This is a genomic window from Neisseria sp. 83E34 (assembly GCF_001308015.1).
Classification (GTDB): domain Bacteria; phylum Pseudomonadota; class Gammaproteobacteria; order Burkholderiales; family Neisseriaceae; genus Neisseria.
Genome location: NZ_LGYH01000006.1, coordinates 54,519 through 70,239, shown reverse-complemented (window position 1 = coordinate 70,239; position 15,721 = coordinate 54,519). Strand labels below are relative to the sequence as shown.

The window sequence follows — 15,721 nt, the reverse complement described above, 5'->3', positions numbered from 1 at the left end:
GTGATGCCTGTCTGAAAACTGTTTTTCAGACAGGCATTGATTATGCCAAGCTTTTGTTACGCCGAGAAACAGAGTATCCTTACGCGCTTTGTTTAACCAATACGGATATTTGAGATGGAAATGCTCAACCGCATAGGCCGCTTTGTCGGCCAAACGTTTGCTTTGTGGGCGGCTTTATTTGCAGCCATCGGCTTTTTCGCGCCCGATACGTTTAAATGGGTGCTGCCTATTGTGCCGTGGCTTTTGGGTATTGTGATGTTCGGCATGGGGCTGACGCTGGCGCCTGCCGATTTCAAGATTTTGTGTCAGCATCCGAAAGCCGTGTTGGCCGGTGTGGCGGCTCAGTTTGTGATTATGCCGCTGGTGGCTTATGCGCTGGCGGTAACTTTAAATTTGCCGCCGGAAATCGCCGTGGGCGTGATTTTGGTGGGCTCCTGCCCGGGCGGTACGGCATCGAATGTGATTACTTATCTGGCCAAAGGCAATGTGGCGCTTTCGGTGGCGGTAACGTCGGTTTCCACGCTGCTGGCGCCGCTGCTCACACCGGCTGTGTTTTACCTTTTGGCGCATAAATGGCTGGATATTTCCGCCGCTTCGATGTTTGTGTCGATTCTGAAAATAGTGTTGCTGCCCGTGGTGTTGGGCATTGCGGCGCATGTGCTGTTTAAAAAGCAAACCGAAGCTGCGGCGGGTATTTTGCCTGTGGTATCGGTGGTGGCGATTGTGTTGATTATCGGCGCGGTGATTGGTGCGAGTAAGCCGAAAATGGCAGAAAGCGGCTTGCTGATTCTGGGTGTGGTGATGCTGCACAACGGCATCGGCTACCTGCTGGGATTTCTGGCCGCCAAATTGTGCAGGCTGCCTTATGATGCGCAAAAAACGCTGGCGATTGAAGTGGGCATGCAGAATTCAGGCTTGGGCGCAGCACTGGCGGCTGCTTATTTCACTCCGCTCGCCGCTGTGCCCAGCGCCATCTTCAGCGTGTGGCACAATATTTCCGGCTCGCTATTGGCTTCTTACTGGGCGGCTAAGGCTGAGAAGGAAGAGAAAGATTTGTAGTGCTTAACGCGTTATGAACAATGCCTGTCTGAAACAGTTTTTAGACAGGCATTGTTTTATGTGATTCAAACAGGCTTTGATGATGTTTTATCAGCCGTTTCCGCGGGATTGCAGCATCAGCATCATCAAGCCCAATACGACCAGTGTTTCCTGCTCGGGCGTGGCATCGCCTGTTTTCTGCAAACTGAATTTGCGCTCCATAAACGAAGCGGTTTTTTGCAAAACAAACACTTTTTTACCTTGTGTGTCGGTTACGTTATAGGTAGGGTTCAGCAGCAGGCCGCTGAGCATGCCGATGATGGGGATTTCGCTGAGCACACCGTCGGCCACGGCTATCCACGGGTTTTCTTCTTTTACGGTAAACACGGTGTTTCCGTCAGCATCTAAAAACAGATAGCTTGTGCGCCAGAGCGAGCGCACACCTTCGCGTTTGAGCTTGCCCACCAATGTACCGGTTTGCTCGTCGCGCAGGGAGTAAACCGCGTTGAAGTCGATGATGCGGTCGGCTTTCAGGGTGTAGCGCACTTTTTCGCGGCGGCTGTTTTCATAAACTTCAACGGCTTCTTTAATGCGGAAAATTTTCTGCCGTGTGTAGGCCACCTCCTGCCCGTTGTTGTCGGTAACGGTAAAGTCGTTGGAAGGTGTGAAGATTTTGAACAGGAAATTCAAAGGGTAGTTTAAGTTTTGCATATTGATTCCGATGGTTTTGGCTTTTCAGAAACTCATGTTGCCCGTTTTCAGACAGGCATTGATGCGCCGGCACGCTCGTCGGCTGCGTCGTAGGCTTCGACGATTTTTTGTACGAGCGGATGGCGCACCACGTCTTCACTGGTGAAGGTGTGGAAATATAAGCCTTCAATGTCGCGCAGTTTTTCTTTGGCATCTTTCAAGCCGGATTTGATGTTTTTAGGCAGGTCTATTTGGCTTAAATCACCGGTAATCACGGCTTTGGCGCCGAAGCCTATGCGGGTGAGGAACATTTTCATCTGCTCGGGCGTGGTGTTTTGCGCTTCGTCGAGAATCACATAAGCGCCGTTGAGCGTGCGGCCGCGCATGTAGGCAAGCGGGGCGATTTCGATTAAGCCTTTTTCCAAAAGTTTGGTTACGCGGTCGAACCCCATCAAATCATAGAGTGCGTCGTAAAGCGGGCGCAGGTAGGGATCGACTTTTTGTGCCAAATCACCGGGCAGGAAGCCCAGTTTTTCGCCGGCTTCCACTGCAGGGCGCACCAAAACGATGCGTTCGATTTGGCGCTTTTCCATTGCATCAACGGCGGCGGCAACGGCAAGATAGGTTTTACCTGTGCCGGCAGGGCCTAGGCCGAATACGATGTCATGATTAAGCAGGGCGCGGATGTAGCCGTTTTGACGCGGCGTGCGCCCGCCTATACTGCCGCGTTTGGTTTGCAGATAGTATTGTTTGTCTTGCCGCTGCTCGATGTGTTCGGCATCGGCGGTTTTGGCTTCAATTGCGGCCAGCTGGATATCGTTGTCTTCCAAATCGCGGCTTTCGGCGGTTTCGACCAGCGCCAGAAGCGCACGGCGGCCGGCGTGCGCGAGTTCTCCTATAAAGGTGAAATCGCTGAAGCGGCGGCTGATTTCAATGTCGAGCGCTTTGGCCAGGGTGTTGAGGTTGGCATCGAGCGCGCCGGTGAGGCGCTGGAGCACGATATTGTCTATATCGTCGAATTTCAGATGTACGGTATGACTCATACTGTATTTTGGAATCTTTCTTTAAATAGTGAATGGATAAAACGGTTTATAGGGCTTGCAGGTATAAAAATCAAGAAGGGCTGTGAAATTATCAGGAAGCTTAGGCTGCTGATGTGCCGTTTTGCCGTGTGGTTTGTGTTACATTACGGTGTTTTCAATAATGCCGCCGCTTTTGTGTACAAACGGACGGTTAATCGGAAGGAATATAACAAATGATGTACAGATGGTTGCTGGCGTTTAAAAAGCCGAGTAACAAATTGTGGATTAATCCGACATTGGGCGCGGTGGCGGCTGTGTTTTTTGCGTTTATGGCGCGCTTGTTCAATATTTATCTGCCGGAAGACATTCTGCCGAAAATCGAATTGAGCACGTTGGAAGGGCTGCTTGATGTGATTGCGTCAAGTATGCTGGCTGTGAGTACGTTCTCGCTTTCGATTATGGTGTCGGCATTTTCTTCTGCGGCCAGCGGGGCTACTCCGCGTGCGACCGAGCTGGTAATGGGCGACAACAACACACGCTTGGCGATTGCCAGCTTTATCTCGGCCTTTATTTACGCGATTGTGGCGAGAACGGCTCTCGGTATGGGCTTTTACGGGCAAAACGGTCGTTTTATCCTGTTTGTCAGCACGATTTTGGTGTTGGTTTATTTGATTGTCACGCTGATACGCTGGGTGCATACTTTGTCGCAGCTGGGGCGTATGGGTAATACTTTAAACAAAATCCATGCGGCTGCCGAAAATTCTTTGTTGAACTACCGGACACAGCCGAATATGGGCGCAACATGGCATGGCAATATCGGGCAGAAGAGTGTGATGGTTGAAGCCCAATCCAGCGGCTATCTCACGCACATCGACATGGCAACCTTGCAGAATAAAGCCGAAGCGCAAGATTGGCATATCTATATCGCCGTGCGCCCGGGCGAACTGATTATGCCCGGCACGGTGCTGGCAATGGTGGATAAAGGCGGTGAAGAGGCGGCGGATTTGCACAACTGTTTCTTGCTTGAAGTAGAACGCAACTATGCACAAGATCCGAGCTGGGGATTTATCGTGATGAGCGAGGCCGCACAGCGGGCACTTTCGCCTGCTGTGAACGATCCGGGCACGGCGATTAATGTGATGACACGCATGATGCGTCTGCTGGTGGATACCAAGCCGGATACTGAAAAAGATAAGAAAAATTATGACCGGCTGGCCATCAAACCTTTGGATTGCGGCGACTGGGTACGTGACGGCTTTGCACCGCTCGCACGCGACGGCGCAGGCATTTTGGAAGTGGGGTTGGTGATGCAGAAAGTTTTGGCCGCGATTTGGAAATCGGTTCCCGAAGCAGAAGTGTCGCAGGCTGCGGAAGGAATGTCGGTTTTGGCGTTCAAACGTGCGCAACAAGAATTGGGTTTTGAACCGGACGTGACGGTTTTGCGCGGTAAGCGTGAGGCTTTGTTCGGAGCGGCAGCGGAATCGTAAAAAGCGGGAGCCGAGCCCACGCTTTATAGCAAATCAGGCTCCTGTATGAAGGATATACGGTTTTTTTAGTAGGTTTGTTATTTATATTGATGAATGCCTGTCTGAAAACTTTTTCAGACAGGCATTGTTTATTCGGTTTCGGTTTTACTGCCTTTATTTTCCTGCAAGCAGGAACAGGCGCTTAGTGTGGGAACGAGCATTTGCTCTGTGAGCACCCAAAAAAGCTGCTGCTCCGGCGGCGCTTCGTCTGCCGAACCGAACACCAAATCCACTTCGGTGTATTCGCGCTGGCCGGTGCTCATTTTGGAACCGTTATAGGCGGCATAGGCTGCTTTTTTGGCTTTTTCGGCAGATTCTTCTTTGTCGGCGTTTAGCCATGCTTCGGCGGCGGCGAGGCTGGTTTTAGGAAAGAATGGCAGCGGTTGGATTTGGCCGAGTGTGTAGTAATCCAGCCAAAGTGTAAGTAGTGTTTGGGCTTGTTGCTGCGGGATTTCGGGCAGGGTGGTCGAGTTGCCGGGTAAAAGCCAGTGGCTCTGGAAGCTTTCAGGACCGTCGGGGCGCACGGCGTTGAAAATCAAGTGTTCCAGTATCAGCTCGATTTTGCGCGGGGCGTTGGGTTTTTCGCTTTGGAAATCAATCAGCCCGTGGCGGTAAAGTTTGCCGAGGCTGCCTTCCAATGTGTGTTTGCCGAGCGTGAGCGTGTAGGGCGCGGCGGGCAGTTTGGAGCTTTGAACCAGTTCGGTGTCAAGCGATTTGGCTTTGGTTTCAAATTCGTTGCGCCAAAGTTGGCCCAGTTCGCCAGCGGGCAGCATGCTTTCGGCGGCCAGCCGCTCGGCGGTGCGGTTGAAATCCTGATTGTGGCGGCGGGCGGCGGTGTATTCGGCGGTGATACGGCCTGCGTGTTCGGGGGTGAAAGGTTCGGCGGAATCCCAAGCTTCGTCAATGTAAGGCTCGCGCCAGTTGAGGCTTTGTTGCAGCCACGCGCGCACGGGATTGCGCCAAAACTGTATCAGTCGGCCTTGGCTGACGGTGCCGGCGGTTTCAGGTTCGGTCAAAGGTCGGCTGAAAAACGGCTGCACGGGCTTTTGCGGGCGGTTGAGCGCGTCGGCATAATCGCTGCGGCTGCTGGTGTAATGCCTGTCTGAAACAAAGTATTGCGGTGAAAAGGCTTGCAGCGGGTGGTTTTCAATCATTTGTGCCGCCAATTTATCGGGCGGCAGGCCGGTCATGGCGGAGAGTGTGTCGATAAGTTCGGGTAACAGGGCGGAAGGGGCGAGCAGGTCGTTATTTTGTATGCTGCGGCCTTGATAGGAAAGATAGAGGATTTCGCGCGCGCTCATCAGGGCTTCGAGGAAGAGATAGCGGTCGTCGTCGCGGCGGGCGCGGTCGCCTTTGCGGGGATGGCGGGCAATCAGGTCGAAGCCGGAAGCGCGGGTGTTGCGTGGGAAATCGGTGTCGTTCAAGCCGATGAGGCAGAGCATTTTAAAGGGTAGGCTGCGCATCGGCACCATGCTGCAAAAGGTAATGCCGCTGCGCAGGAAGCCGGCTTCGCTGCGGCTTTCGAGAAAGCGGGTGATGTGGCGGATGGCGGTATGCTGGGGCAATGCCTGTCTGAAACCGGCCAATGCGGCTTCTTCCTGCCATAGGGCGAGGGCTTGTTCGATTTGTTGCACGGCATGTTGGTCGCCGCTTTCGGGTTGGAACAAATGCTCCATCAGGTGGCGCACGCGTTGTGCCCACTCCGGCACATCGGCCTTTTGCTGCCAATTGCGCCGGATAGTCGCCAGAGTTCGGATAAAGGCGGCGAAGCGGCTTAAGGGTTCGAGCAGGTTTAAGTTGCCGGGCAGGGCGCTGATGTTTTGCCACAGTGTGCCGGTGTTGTCGGGCATCATCCAGCCGAGCACCAATCTATCCAGCCCTTGCTGCCAAGTGAAAAGTGTGTCTTTGCCGCCGCGCATATCGTCGCTCATACCCCAATGGATGTTGAGTTGTGCCACGGTTTCGTGCAGCAGCGGCAGGTCTTGTCGGCTGAGGCCGAAACGGCACAGCACGGTTTCGTTTTCCAGAAGCGGCAGCACTTTATTCGTTTCAAAGCGGCTTTCCAGCAATTCCAGCGTTTGTTCCAGCGCATGTAAAAGCGGCTGGCGGCGGCTGAGTTTGACGTCGGAGATGGAATAGGGTAAGGCTTGGCCGCTGCCGGTTTGGCGGCCAAACACGGCTTCGATGTAGGGGCTGTACGGCTCGATATTGGGCGTGAGTACGGCGATGTCGTGCGGCTGCCAGCTTGGGTGTTCCTGCAAAACGCGCAGGATGTGGTCTTTGAGAATCTGCAATTCGCGCAAGGGGCTGTGGGCGGATACGATGCGTATGCTGCCGTCGGGCTCGGACGGTGTTTCGGCGGAGGCGGGCAGGTTGAGGGTTTGGATGTCGTGTTGCAGGCGGTGCAGCAGACTGTCGGACGCGGTGGTATCGGAATAAACGGCTAACTCGGTTTGCGCACCGGCTTCTATCAGTGCATCAAAAAAATCGCGCCCCTGTTTGCCGAGCGAGGCCAGTAGCGGATGGCCGCTTTGGCTTAAATCGACGTCGGCACCGCTTTTGAGGATTTGCGCGGGTTCGATGATGTTGCCCCAATATTCGCTGCTCGGATTGAGAGCGAAAACGTGTATGTCGCAATGTTGGGAGAGGGCTCGCAGCAGCTCCAGATAAAGCGGCGCGAGCGTGGCGATGCCGAACACGAAAAAGCGTTCGGGCAGCTTGGCTTTATCCAGTGCGCCGAGAAACTGTTGCCACAAAGCGGCGCGGTGCGGCGCGGTTTGCGAGCCGTCGTCGAGAAAGCGCCAAAGCTCTGCCTGCCAGGCTTCGTCGTCGCCCAACCCGAGTGTTTTGCCTGCCTGCCAGGTATCCAGCCAGTCGGCGCGGTAAACCAGGTATTGGTCGAAAATGTCGGCCATCTGGCCGGCCAGTTGGTAAGCGGCATTGCCGCCGCGTTGCAGGTAGGCGCCGAGTGCGGCGCGGCTGAGTGCAAACTCGGGCGCACTATGGAAATGCCTGTCTGAAAACAAACCGAGCAACCGCCAGCGCATCACTTCGGGAGAAAACGGGTTGAGCGCGGGAATATCGGGCAGGGTGTCGCGCATCAGCCGCCAGGCCAAGCCGGCGGGCAGGCTGAATTTGAGGTTGGCGGCAATGCCGGTTTCGCGTGCCAGATGTCTGCTGAGAAAACGCCGCATGCCCTGGCTCTGCACGATGATTTCTTCCGAGGCAAGCAGGTGGCGCAAAGGCCGGCGCGTTTTGACTGCCTGCAAAAGTTCGGCGAGGTCTTCAAGGCGGTTGGACTGGTAAAGATAAAGCATGGGCGTATCGGGCTTGGGTTGTAGGGTGTTTTCAGACAGGCATTATAGCGGATAAGCGGGGGGGTTCTGTGGCTTAATGGTTGTTTGGTTATATCGTAAATATACTTAAAAAATCAGCACGCCTCATCATACTCGGGCTTGAGCCGAGTATCTTGAGTTGCGGTAAGTTTAGGAGATACTCGGGTCAAGCCCGAGTATGACGAACATGCTATTTTTAAGCTATTTGCTATAGCCATGCCTGTCTGAAAGTTTTTCAGACAGGCATGGTTTACTCAAGTGTGATTTTGGTTTCGACTTTGTTGAAGTTCATCACAAACTGGCTGGTAAAGCTACGCACGTTGTTTTCCGAATTGAGTGCTCGGCGGGTGAATTGGTGGTATTCCTCCATGTTTTTGGCATGAACGAGCAGCATGTAATCATAGGCGCCGGACACCTCGTAGCAGCCGGCCACGTCGGGCTCTTCGTTAATGCGGCGTACAAAAGCATCTTGCTGCGCCGTGTTTTGGCTTTCCATTTCCACCGACACAAACACGCTGAGGCTGCGGCCGACGGCGGCGGGGTTCACCAAAACAACTTGTTTCAGGATGATGCCCTGCTGCTTCATATTGAGAATGCGCCGTTGGCAGGTGGCAACGGAGGCGTTGACTTGTGCGGAAAGTTCGTTGAGCGAGAGCGTGGCGTCGCTTTGCAAGATGTTGAGAATCTGGCGGTCTAGCTTGTCTGGGTTATACATTTTGAATATTTGATAAAATTTTTCATGGTGGATTAAATTTAGATAAATTATTTCATAAAATAAATAAAACGGAAAAATTTTTTCTGACTTTCGGCATTAAAATGACGATTCCAAACATTATCTTAATTTCAGAATAAGAATATTAAAATGAACATAATAAAAAAAGGCCTGATTGCAGGCATTGTGTCGAATATTTTGTTTGCCGTGCTTTATCTTTACGGCGGTTGGATGCAGCCGATGAACGGCACAAATGTGTTTGCGTGGCGCATGGTGGCTATGCTGGGCGTGTTGTGCCTGGTTTTGTGGTTGGGCAACGGCAGGCACGAGGTGTTTCGTTTTGCGCGTGAAACGGGTAAAAACTGGCGCAGATGGCTGCTGCTGATTCTGCCCACGCCGGTTTTGGCCAGCCAGCTTTGGCTGTTTATGTGGGGGCCGCTGAATGGCTACGGCATGGATGTGGCAGTGGGCTATTTTCTTTTTCCGTTGATGATGGTGTTGTGCGGGCGGGTGTTTCTGAATGAAGAAGTCAGCCGTTTGCAGTGGCTGGCGGTAGCGGCTGCGGGTTGCGGCGTGCTTTATGAAATCTGGCATACCCATGCGTTTTCTTGGGTAACGCTGTGGGTGTTCGGCTCGTATCCTGTTTATTATCTGCTGCGCCGTCATTTGAACGTGCCGGAGTTGGCGGGTTTGCTGGTGGATTTGTCGGTGATTGCACCGGTGGCTGCGTTTTACTTGTTTTATTCCGGCGGGATGGATGTGTGGCTGGAGCCTTCCAAGCAATGGCTGCTGATTCCTATGCTGGGCGTGGTAAGTGCGGCGGCTATGTTGTTGAACCTGCAATCCAACCGCTTGCTGCCGGTAACGCTGTTTGGCATGCTGAGCTATCTTGAGCCTATTTTGCTGTTTGTGCTGGCGGCTACGCTGCTCGGGGAACAGGTGTCGGCCGATTCAGTGGTTACTTACGGCTTTATCTGGCTGGGTTTGGGTTTAAGTATATATGACGGTTATGTGAAGATGCGCGGCAGCCATCGTGAGCGTTTGAGTATTCCGGTGGTTTAAAGCAAAGTTATAGTCGATCCTCTTACATAATAACGATACCGTCATACTCGGGCTTGACCCGAGTATCTCAAGTTCCAGTAACTTTAGGGGATACTCGGGGCAAGCCCGAGTATGACGAGCGTACTATTTTTAAGTTGATTAACTGTATACAGATTTTCATTGAGCAAATGCCTGTCTGAAAAAGTTTTCAGACAGGCATGATTGTTTTTACAGTGAACTTGGCCGGTAAGAAGATGCAATTTCGTGAAACAAGCGGTAGGAACGGTATTGCTTTTGCTGGTCATAAATATAGCTGACGACCATGATTTCATCGGCACGCAATCGGATTTGCAGGGCTTCGAATTGGGCGGCCACGCTTGCTTTGCTGCCAATCAGAGAACAGGCCAGCATTTCGTTTACGGCTGCCTGCTCTTGTTCGCTGCCCCATTGGATGCGCGTTTCGGCCACGGGCGGCTGGAGCGGCTGGCGGGTGTTTTTGATAATGTTGGCTATAAACTGCTGCTGTGAGCCGGCGAGAAAACGGGCTTCTTCGTCGGTGTCTGCGGCAATGACGTTGAGACACACAATCACATAAGGTTTTTCCAGCACATCGGAAGGTTTGAACTCACGCCGGTAGATTTCAAGAGCGGCATCCATCAGGCGCGGCGCAAAATGGGCGGCAAAGGCAAACGGCAGGCCGAGTTCAGCAGCCAAGTGGGCGCTTTCGGTGCTGGAGCCGAGCATATAAATGGGAACATTCAGCCCTACGCCGGGAAATGCGCGTACATAGCCTTGCTCATCGCTTGAACGGAAATAGCGTTGCAGCATCTGCACATCGTTCGGATAATTCAGCGAGAGGTTGCGTTCGTTGCGGCGCAGTGCGGTGGCGGTGGGGCGGTCGGTACCCGGTGCGCGGCCTATGCCCAGGTCAACGCGGTCGGGATAGATGGTGGCGAGAGTGCCGTATTGTTCGGCAACCAAAAGCGGGCTGTGGTTGGGCAGCATCACGCCGCCGCTGCCTACGCGGATTTTACCGGTGTGGGCCAGCGTGTGGCCGATCAAGACCTGCGTGGCCGAGCTGACAAGGCTGGGCATATTGTGATGTTCGGCAATCCAATAGCGCGTGTAGCCTATTCTTTCTGTTTCTTGAGCCAGCTCAATCATCGATTCAATGGCCTGGGCGCGGCTTTGACCTTCGCGCATGGGCACGAGGTTTAATACGGATACGGGAATCATGGTGTGTCCTCGGGTTGAGTTTATATCTGATTTGAAAAGTTTACAGTGCTGTTTTTATTAAGTTTGTATGCACGTTTTATAATCGTCGTACTGCCTATTTTTCAGACAGGCATCTGAAGAATACCCAAGCCTATCAGTAACGCGGATGACTGTCATCACAAAATCAAAACAAGTAGGATTTTCTGCCTTTTTAGAGTATATTTGCACCTTATCGAAATGATGTAAATTAACCCCCTAATATAAAAGGAAATGCGTTATGGCAAATATTTTGATTGTACCCGTATGCGTTCACGTAGATATGGCATCTGTTGCGAAAACCGTGGCCTCAGGCTTGCCTGATGCGCTGGTGTTTAACCCGTTGGCCGATACTTCGGAAGCCGAGCGGTTGATTGGCGCAGGTAAGGCTGATGATTGGTTTGACCTGTTAATCGGTCGTGCAGCAGAGCTGGATAAGCCGAACGTGGTGATTCAAGGCATTCAAAATGACGCCGAGCGAGCATTTTTATCCGTGCAAAACGTAGAACTGGCCACTTCCTTCAATGCGCGCGTGGTGTTTGTTTCCAGCAACGAATGCGGCACGGCAACCCGATTGAAACTGGCTAAGCAATCGTTCGCCGGAAAAAATGTAGAGATTATGGGTGTTATCGGCGGCAGTGCAGAAGCTGCTAAAGATGCCGGCTTGCCTTATTTGGGTAAACCTGATGCGTTGGAAGGCGTGTCTAAGCTGGTTGCGCCGCAAGAGCCGCGCATGTCGCCCGCACAATTCCGCTTCAATATGATGGAATCGGCGCGTAAGGCCAATAAGCGCATCGTATTGCCGGAAGGCGCTGAGCCGCGTACCGTGCATGCTGCTGCGATTTGTCATGAAAAAGGCATTGCGCGCTGCGTGTTGCTTGCTCCGCGTCCTGCCGTGTTGGCCGTGGCTCAGGAAATCGGCATTGAATTGCCTGATTCTGTGGAAATCATCGATCCCGATACCTTAATCGAACAATATGTCGAACCAATGTGCGAGCTGCGTAAGAGCAAAGGTTTAACGCCCGAGCAAGCACGCGAGCAATTAAAAGATACCGTTGTGCTCGGCACCATGATGATGGCGCGAAACGATGTAGACGGCCTGGTTTCCGGCGCGGTTCACACCACTGCCAACACCATCCGCCCTGCATTTCAGCTGATTAAAACCGCGCCCGGCGCCAGCATTGTATCCAGCGTGTTTTTCATGCTGCTGCCCGGTCAAGTGCTGGTGTATGGCGACTGTGCGGTTAACCCGAACCCAACGCCTGAACAACTGGCCGAAATCGCCATCCAATCTGCCGATTCAGCCAAAGCATTCGGCATTGAACCGCGCGTGGCCATGATTTCCTATTCAACCGGCACATCAGGCGCAGGCCCCGACGTGGAAGCCGTAGCCGCTGCCGTCGAACTGGTGAAACAGCAACGCCCTGACATCGCTGTGGACGGCCCGCTGCAATACGATGCAGCGAGCGTAGCCAGCGTTGCCAAATCCAAAGCGCCCAACAGCCCGGTTGCAGGCAAAGCGACAGTGTTTATTTTCCCGGATTTGAACACGGGTAACTGTACTTATAAAGCGGTGCAACGCAATGCCAACGTATTGAGCGTAGGCCCCATGCTGCAAGGCTTGCGTAAGCCTGTAAACGATTTGTCACGCGGCGCTTTGGTGGAAGATATTGTGTACACCATCGCGCTGACTGCGATTCAGTCGGAGCAAATGGCGAAATAATGTGAATGCATAGAAAATGCCTGTCTGAAAGTTTTCAGACAGGCATTTTTGTTTGGGCGGTTGAGCTGTATGTTCTTTATAAATCTTATCTTTCATTCACATTGTTGTTATTAGAACTCAAGATACTCGGGTCAAGCCCGAGTATGACGTGTTATACGGTAGATGTCTGCTTGAAAGTTTTCAGACAGGCAAAAACCGTATGCTTTATTTCACAATATCGGTTAGCGGCCAGCGCGGTTTGACACCAAACGCGCCTGCTTGGGCAGACTTTTGCAAATGCATGGCGCCGGCAAAGGCAATCATGGCGCCGTTGTCGGTACAGAGCGGCAGGGGCGGGAAGAACACTTTCACGGCTTCAGGTTTGGCCTTGGGCGCAGGTTTGATGCTGAGTGCGGCCAGTGATTCGCGCAGTTTCCAGTTGGCACCCACGCCGCCCGCTACCACCAATGTGCGGAAGCCCGTGTCAATAAGTGCCTGCTTGGCTTTGGCAAACAATACGTCAACCACGGCATCTTGGAAAGCGCGGCAGATATCATTGCGGGTTTGTTCGGAAAGGCTGCCGTTTTCAGAAGCGGTTTCTGCTTTTTGCACAGCAGTGAGCACGGCAGTTTTCAGGCCGGAGAAGCTCATTTGCAAATCGTGCGAATGCAGCATAGGGCGTGGAAACGTGTAAACATCGGGGCGGCCAAGCTTGGCAAGTTCGGAAAGTTTGGCGCCGCCGGGATAGGGTAAGCCGAGCAGTTTGGCGGTTTTATCAAAGGCTTCTCCGGCTGCGTCATCCACACTTTCGCCCAGCAAGGTGTAATCGCCGATGCCGCGCACGGCCATTAGTTGCGTGTGTCCACCTGAAACGAGCAAGGCAACGAAAGGAAAATCGGGTTTTTCTTCCGCAAGAAGCGGGGAAAGCAAATGGCCTTCCAGATGATGCACCGGAATTACGGGTTTGCCGAGTGCAAACGCTAAGGCGTTGGCATAGCCGGAACCTGCCAGCAGCGCGCCGCCCAAACCCGGGCCTTGGGTGAAAGCAACGGCATCAATATCTTCGAATGTTTTGTCGGCTTCTTTCAGACAGGCATGGGTAAGCGGCACCAAGCGGCGGATGTGGTCGCGGCTGGCCAGCTCGGGCACAACGCCGCCGTATTCGGCGTGCATCACCATTTGGGTATGCAGCTGGTTGCCTATCAGGCCGTGTTTTGTGTCGTAAAGCGCAACGCCGGTTTCGTCGCAGGAGGATTCGATGCCGAGAACTAACATTTTATTTGGGAAATCGTTTGTGAAAATTGGAAGAGGCGTATTTTAGCTTTAAACATAATGCCTGTCTGAAAAGATTTTTTCAGACAGGCATTGATTAAGGTACAAAGATTAACGCAATTCGTTTTGCAGGCTGCCAAGCCAGCTTGAAACTTCTTTGCCTCGGTAGGCGCTACCGTCTTTGTTGAGGATTTGAATGCGCGAACCGCCTTGAACAGGCTCTACAAACACAATCAGCTCAGGCATGGTCTGTTTGGCGGAATCGTCTTTTTTGCCTTTGCCGAAAATGCGGGTGAACATGCCGGGCTTTTTACCTTTGGCTGCTGATTCATCAGGCACCGGTTGCACCAGGAATGCGTGTTTTTCGACATTCTGACCCAATACGGTCAAGCCGATACGGTCAAGCGCCAAGCCTGTACGGCGCCAGTTGCGTTGGTAATCGCCGCTGACCAAAAGGCTGTTGCCGTCGACTTTAGCCAATTCGCTGGCTGTGGCTTTGCCGGCATTTTGCTGCAACTCGCGTTCGACTTGCTGCTGGTCGGCGCCCAGATACTGCATAAAGCGGCCTAAGAAAGCTGCTTCCAAAGTAGGTTCGTTCGGGCGCGGCTCCCACATGGTAGTGTCTTTGTTTTTATTGGTGTACACCTCTTTCATACCTTTGTGAACAAAGAATACATCGGTTGTGCCGTTGGCGCCGCGTTCGATGCGGATGGTGAATTTATCACGCTCGCTGGTGGAATAAATGCCGCCGAGGCCGACTTTTTCAAACAGGTTGCGCAGGCCGTCTTGTGGGATTTTGGCTCGGTTTTCTGCCCATTCGGTTTCCATTTGGCCGATGGCAGGCTCTTCGGATTTGATAACGAAGCCATTTTCTTGCCAGAAAGCTTTCAGAAGCGGCCAGATTTCAGCGGGTTGCTTACCGCTGATTTGCAGCCAGCGCTGGTTGCCTTCGCGCTTCAATTCTACGCCTTGCACGCCTTGCAATACGGCTTGGTTGGCCGGTTGTTGGGCGTTGGCACGCTGTATGTCACTGGCGCGTACCGCACCGCCTGCAGGCAGGTTGTAACGGTTGCCTTGATTGGGATTGGTTAAGTCAGGGGGAACTTCCAGATTTACCACTTTGCGGTTTTGGGTTTGGTAATCAAGTTTGGGTTGCGCTTTGTTGCTGGAACAGGCGGCCAGGCCGATTAAGGCGATGGCCAATACGGCCGGTTTCATGCGGTTCATATAATCATTCCTGTTGGGGGTTAAATCAGTTTGAGTGTTTCTAAAGCATTTTGAACTTTGGCTTGTGCTTCTTCGGATAGTTCAATAATCGGCAAACGCACGCTTGCACTGCACTTGCCCAGTTTGCTCAAAGCCCATTTTTGTGCGGCTGGGCTGGGCTCGCAGAACATCACGTTATAAAGCGGAATCAGCTCTTGGTTTAAACGGCGTGATTCGGGAATATTGCCTGCCAATGCTTCGCGGCACATGTCGGCAAACAGTTTGGGTGCGATATTGGCTGCAACGGTAATGACGCCGTGTCCGCCGCAAAGCATAAAGGGCAAGCCGGTGGGGTCGTCGCCGGAATAAACGGCAAAGCCTTCCGGTACCGCGTTAATCAGCTCGATATCGCGGGCTACGTCGCCGCTGGCTTCTTTCACACCGACAATATTAGGGAGTTTTGCCAAACGCAGAATGGTTTCGTTTGACATGTTCACAACCGTTCTGCCCGGAACATTGTAGATAATCATCGGAATATCCACTGCTTCGGCAATGGCTTGGTAATGTTGGTAAATACCTTCTTGAGAGGGTTTGTTGTAATAGGGAACGACAGACAAAGTGTAATCAGCGCCTGCAGCTTTAGCGGCTTTGGAAAGCTCGATGGCTTCATGAGTATTGTTGGCGCCGGTGCCGGCGATGATGGGAATACGCTTGGCGGCGTGTTTTACGGTGGCTTCGATTACCTGCTTGTGTTCTTCAACGGATAAAGTGGCGCTTTCGCCGGTAGTGCCTACGGCTACGATAGCGTCGGTGCCGTTTTCGATGTGCCAGTCGATCAGATTGTGCAGCGCGTTGTAATCAATGCTGCCGTCTGCCTGCATCGGGGTAATCAATGCGACCAAACTGCCTTTTAACATAGTGGAAAC

General features: G+C 52.8%; 12 protein-coding genes. 4 read left to right on the top strand and 8 right to left on the bottom strand.

The genetic code is table 11. From position 1 onward, the window contains the following. Nucleotides 1–114: 114 nt before the first annotated feature. Complete coding sequence (locus AKG09_RS07365) at nucleotides 115–1,059, top strand: bile acid:sodium symporter family protein (RefSeq protein ID WP_054618809.1); 945 nt, start codon at nucleotides 115–117, stop codon at nucleotides 1,057–1,059. 90 nt (nucleotides 1,060–1,149) lie between these two features. Here the strand turns inward: AKG09_RS07365 and AKG09_RS07360 are convergent, their stop codons facing one another. Next, nucleotides 1,150–1,749, bottom strand: a complete 600-nt coding sequence (locus AKG09_RS07360; RefSeq protein ID WP_054618808.1) for a hypothetical protein — start codon at nucleotides 1,747–1,749, stop codon at nucleotides 1,150–1,152. A 47-nt stretch (nucleotides 1,750–1,796) separates the two neighbouring features. Beyond that, nucleotides 1,797–2,771 (bottom strand): PhoH family protein, encoded by a 975-nt coding sequence (locus AKG09_RS07355; protein WP_054618807.1) that lies wholly within the window; start codon nucleotides 2,769–2,771, stop codon nucleotides 1,797–1,799. 212 nt (nucleotides 2,772–2,983) lie between these two features. Between AKG09_RS07355 and AKG09_RS07345 the strand changes: the two genes are divergently transcribed. Then, a complete protein-coding gene (locus AKG09_RS07345; RefSeq protein WP_054618805.1) occupies nucleotides 2,984–4,237 on the top strand; it encodes a DUF2254 domain-containing protein in 1,254 nt (417 codons plus the stop codon). A 128-nt stretch (nucleotides 4,238–4,365) separates the two neighbouring features. On the opposite strand, the gene recC is transcribed toward AKG09_RS07345, so the two are convergent. Together recC and AKG09_RS07335 are read right to left on the bottom strand one after the other, a co-directional pair. Then, a complete protein-coding gene (gene recC / locus AKG09_RS07340) occupies nucleotides 4,366–7,593 on the bottom strand; it encodes an exodeoxyribonuclease V subunit gamma (protein ID WP_054618804.1) in 3,228 nt (1,075 codons plus the stop codon). A 268-nt stretch (nucleotides 7,594–7,861) separates the two neighbouring features. Continuing rightward, a complete protein-coding gene (locus AKG09_RS07335) occupies nucleotides 7,862–8,326 on the bottom strand; it encodes an Lrp/AsnC family transcriptional regulator (protein ID WP_054618803.1) in 465 nt (154 codons plus the stop codon). Nucleotides 8,327–8,473: 147 nt separating this feature from the next. On the opposite strand from AKG09_RS07335, the gene rarD reads away from it, so the two are divergent. Further along, nucleotides 8,474–9,385 (top strand): EamA family transporter RarD, encoded by a 912-nt coding sequence (rarD, locus tag AKG09_RS07330; RefSeq protein WP_054618802.1) that lies wholly within the window; start codon nucleotides 8,474–8,476, stop codon nucleotides 9,383–9,385. A gap of 207 nt (nucleotides 9,386–9,592) precedes the next feature. Here the strand turns inward: rarD and AKG09_RS07325 are convergent, their stop codons facing one another. Further along, nucleotides 9,593–10,600, bottom strand: a complete 1,008-nt coding sequence (locus tag AKG09_RS07325) for an LLM class flavin-dependent oxidoreductase (RefSeq protein WP_054618801.1) — start codon at nucleotides 10,598–10,600, stop codon at nucleotides 9,593–9,595. A 256-nt stretch (nucleotides 10,601–10,856) separates the two neighbouring features. Here AKG09_RS07325 and pta point away from each other — a divergent pair, with 256 nt between their 5' ends. After that, nucleotides 10,857–12,338, top strand: coding sequence for a phosphate acetyltransferase (gene pta, locus AKG09_RS07320; protein WP_054618800.1), 1,482 nt, complete (start codon nucleotides 10,857–10,859; stop codon nucleotides 12,336–12,338). A 204-nt stretch (nucleotides 12,339–12,542) separates the two neighbouring features. Here the strand turns inward: pta and tsaD are convergent, their stop codons facing one another. From tsaD to dapA, 3 genes are all read right to left on the bottom strand, one after another. After that, a complete protein-coding gene (gene tsaD / locus AKG09_RS07315) occupies nucleotides 12,543–13,592 on the bottom strand; it encodes a tRNA (adenosine(37)-N6)-threonylcarbamoyltransferase complex transferase subunit TsaD (protein WP_054618799.1) in 1,050 nt (349 codons plus the stop codon). A 108-nt stretch (nucleotides 13,593–13,700) separates the two neighbouring features. Then, nucleotides 13,701–14,816 carry an outer membrane protein assembly factor BamC gene (gene bamC, locus AKG09_RS07310; RefSeq protein ID WP_054618798.1) on the bottom strand — a complete coding sequence of 372 codons (1,116 nt, stop codon included), beginning with the start codon at nucleotides 14,814–14,816 and terminating at the stop codon, nucleotides 13,701–13,703. 20 nt (nucleotides 14,817–14,836) lie between these two features. Then, nucleotides 14,837–15,712: a 4-hydroxy-tetrahydrodipicolinate synthase gene (dapA, locus tag AKG09_RS07305; RefSeq protein ID WP_054618797.1), complete on the bottom strand. Its 876-nt coding sequence runs from the start codon at nucleotides 15,710–15,712 to the stop codon at nucleotides 14,837–14,839. Between the last annotated feature and the right edge of the window lie 9 nt (nucleotides 15,713–15,721).

Bases quoted from the DNA above. Each gene is read 5' to 3' on its own strand.
- AKG09_RS07365 (WP_054618809.1), top strand. From the start codon at position 115: ATGGAAATGCTCAACCGCATAGGCCGCTTTGTCGGCCAAACGTTTGCT.
- AKG09_RS07360 (WP_054618808.1), bottom strand. From the start codon at position 1,749: ATGCAAAACTTAAACTACCCTTTGAATTTCCTGTTCAAAATCTTCACA.
- AKG09_RS07355 (WP_054618807.1), bottom strand. From the start codon at position 2,771: ATGAGTCATACCGTACATCTGAAATTCGACGATATAGACAATATCGTG.
- AKG09_RS07345 (WP_054618805.1), top strand. From the start codon at position 2,984: ATGATGTACAGATGGTTGCTGGCGTTTAAAAAGCCGAGTAACAAATTG.
- recC (WP_054618804.1), bottom strand. From the start codon at position 7,593: ATGCTTTATCTTTACCAGTCCAACCGCCTTGAAGACCTCGCCGAACTT.
- AKG09_RS07335 (WP_054618803.1), bottom strand. From the start codon at position 8,326: ATGTATAACCCAGACAAGCTAGACCGCCAGATTCTCAACATCTTGCAA.
- rarD (WP_054618802.1), top strand. From the start codon at position 8,474: ATGAACATAATAAAAAAAGGCCTGATTGCAGGCATTGTGTCGAATATT.
- AKG09_RS07325 (WP_054618801.1), bottom strand. From the start codon at position 10,600: ATGATTCCCGTATCCGTATTAAACCTCGTGCCCATGCGCGAAGGTCAA.
- pta (WP_054618800.1), top strand. From the start codon at position 10,857: ATGGCAAATATTTTGATTGTACCCGTATGCGTTCACGTAGATATGGCA.
- tsaD (WP_054618799.1), bottom strand. From the start codon at position 13,592: ATGTTAGTTCTCGGCATCGAATCCTCCTGCGACGAAACCGGCGTTGCG.
- bamC (WP_054618798.1), bottom strand. From the start codon at position 14,816: ATGAACCGCATGAAACCGGCCGTATTGGCCATCGCCTTAATCGGCCTG.
- dapA (WP_054618797.1), bottom strand. From the start codon at position 15,712: ATGTTAAAAGGCAGTTTGGTCGCATTGATTACCCCGATGCAGGCAGAC.